The organism is Lentilactobacillus farraginis DSM 18382 = JCM 14108 (assembly GCF_000583655.1).
GTDB classification, from domain to species: domain Bacteria; phylum Bacillota; class Bacilli; order Lactobacillales; family Lactobacillaceae; genus Lentilactobacillus; species Lentilactobacillus farraginis.
This window is the reverse complement of record NZ_BAKI01000103.1, coordinates 1-1580: the sequence shown is the minus strand read 5'-3', so window position 1 is coordinate 1580 and position 1580 is coordinate 1. Positions and strand designations below refer to the sequence as shown.

General features: G+C 32.2%; 1 protein-coding gene. It reads left to right on the top strand.

The genetic code is table 11. From position 1 onward, the window contains the following. Positions 1-426: 426 nt before the first annotated feature. On the top strand, positions 427-624 hold the full coding sequence (locus tag JCM14108_RS13850; protein WP_035181554.1) for a hypothetical protein: 198 nt from the start codon (positions 427-429) through the stop codon (positions 622-624). The last annotated feature ends 956 nt before the right edge of the window (positions 625-1580 follow it).

Genomic DNA, 1580 nt, shown 5'->3' with positions numbered 1-1580 from the left:
GTTGTTTTTAAAATAGATGTGTTTCCCTTGTGCCGCTAGTAAATTACCGTTTAAATTAATACAATTCCCCATGATATATACATAACTTATCAGTCTTATATATGTAAAATATGCAGCACATTTCCAGCATAATATATAATATGATATTAATTATAAATGGGGATACGATTACTAGTCAGTATTGACAGACAAACCGTGCTAGTCTATAACAGATTTGAAGATATTAATACCATTATGTAATATCTTTATCAAAACGAGGGGAAGTTATTATATGTCAAAAAAGTTTGTTTCACTACTATTGGGAGCGGTGTTTACATTATCATTAAGCGGGGGTGGAAAAGACTATGTCACAATAAATCGGAATAAGCATTCTGGAAAAATGAAGTCATATATTCAAATTACTTATCGTTAAAAGAGGTGAAGTATATGCGAATGCGAGAATTTTTGATGAGTAAGTGGGCTTTCTTAATTCCGCTTATTATTGGTGGTTTTTGTATTGTTTATAATGATAAAGAGAAATTCAACTTCTCCGATGTTCTTGCAGGAATATTTTACTGCATTGCACTAGCAGTAATTATATGGCAGGAATGGGAGAAAAAAATCAAAAAAAAAGTAAGACAATAAAAATCATAATTAGAGGGTAAGCATTATGAGGATAACAATAAGAAGGTATTTAAAAAATACTTTGCTCATATTTACTTTTGCAACGTTCTTTATATTAGTGAATGCTAATATTGCGAACGCATCTAAAGTGTATCAGGGATTGCCTAAAATCATAAGACACCAAAAATTCAGAGAAAGAACAATCAATTCATATATTTATATGAAGAGTACTGATAATGTTATTAAAATCGGTCCGGAAACTGGACCAGCTTTTAAAAACTGGAGTTAGTTCCAAGTTTCTTATAATGTTGCAAGCGTTAGATATTAGGAAGGTGCAATTGTGAAACAATTTTTAACCACCAAATTTCACGGAATTAATGTCTTGGTACTAATCCTGTTCACTTTGTTATTAATATACTCGCCTTTAGTCACTAGTGTGAGTCTGTGGTTTTCGGATTATGCATATTTTTCTATTCCGGAAGATTTAAGTGGGAAATTTCTGTATTATTTAGCAGAATTTGGCTTTTTTCTATGCCTTTTCTGCATTGCAACTTTATGGATCCCTAGGTTGAATAATTGGATAGTCGTTGCAGCAATGATGATCTACATGTTAATAATAGCAAACCTGGTGTACCCTAACTTCAAATATTTTTTCAGCTTATTTTATCTTCCTTTGATTGTTACCTTATGTATTTTATGTTTGGTCATCTGGGATTCTTTGAGAAATAAGGGTTGAATATTTACATATCAGGCTTGAATAAGGGTGGCTCAACCTTAATGAGCGAAAGTGGATCAGTTGAATTTGACGGCCACAGCCTTTAACGAGGTTATCTTAAAAAGCCAAGAAGCAGGACCGAACCTTTTGTAAAAAAATACAAAATTGTTAAAGTAGAGAAGAAAAAGCCGTGGTGGATGTTCTGGTAATGTTTACCCATATGTAAATTTCAATAGAGCTGGTGGTGTGAATTATCAAAAAA

What these genes read in the sequence shown, in the direction of transcription:
- JCM14108_RS13850 (WP_035181554.1), top strand. Translation starts at nt 427, where the DNA reads ATGCGAATGCGAGAATTTTTGATGAGTAAGTGGGCTTTCTTAATTCCG.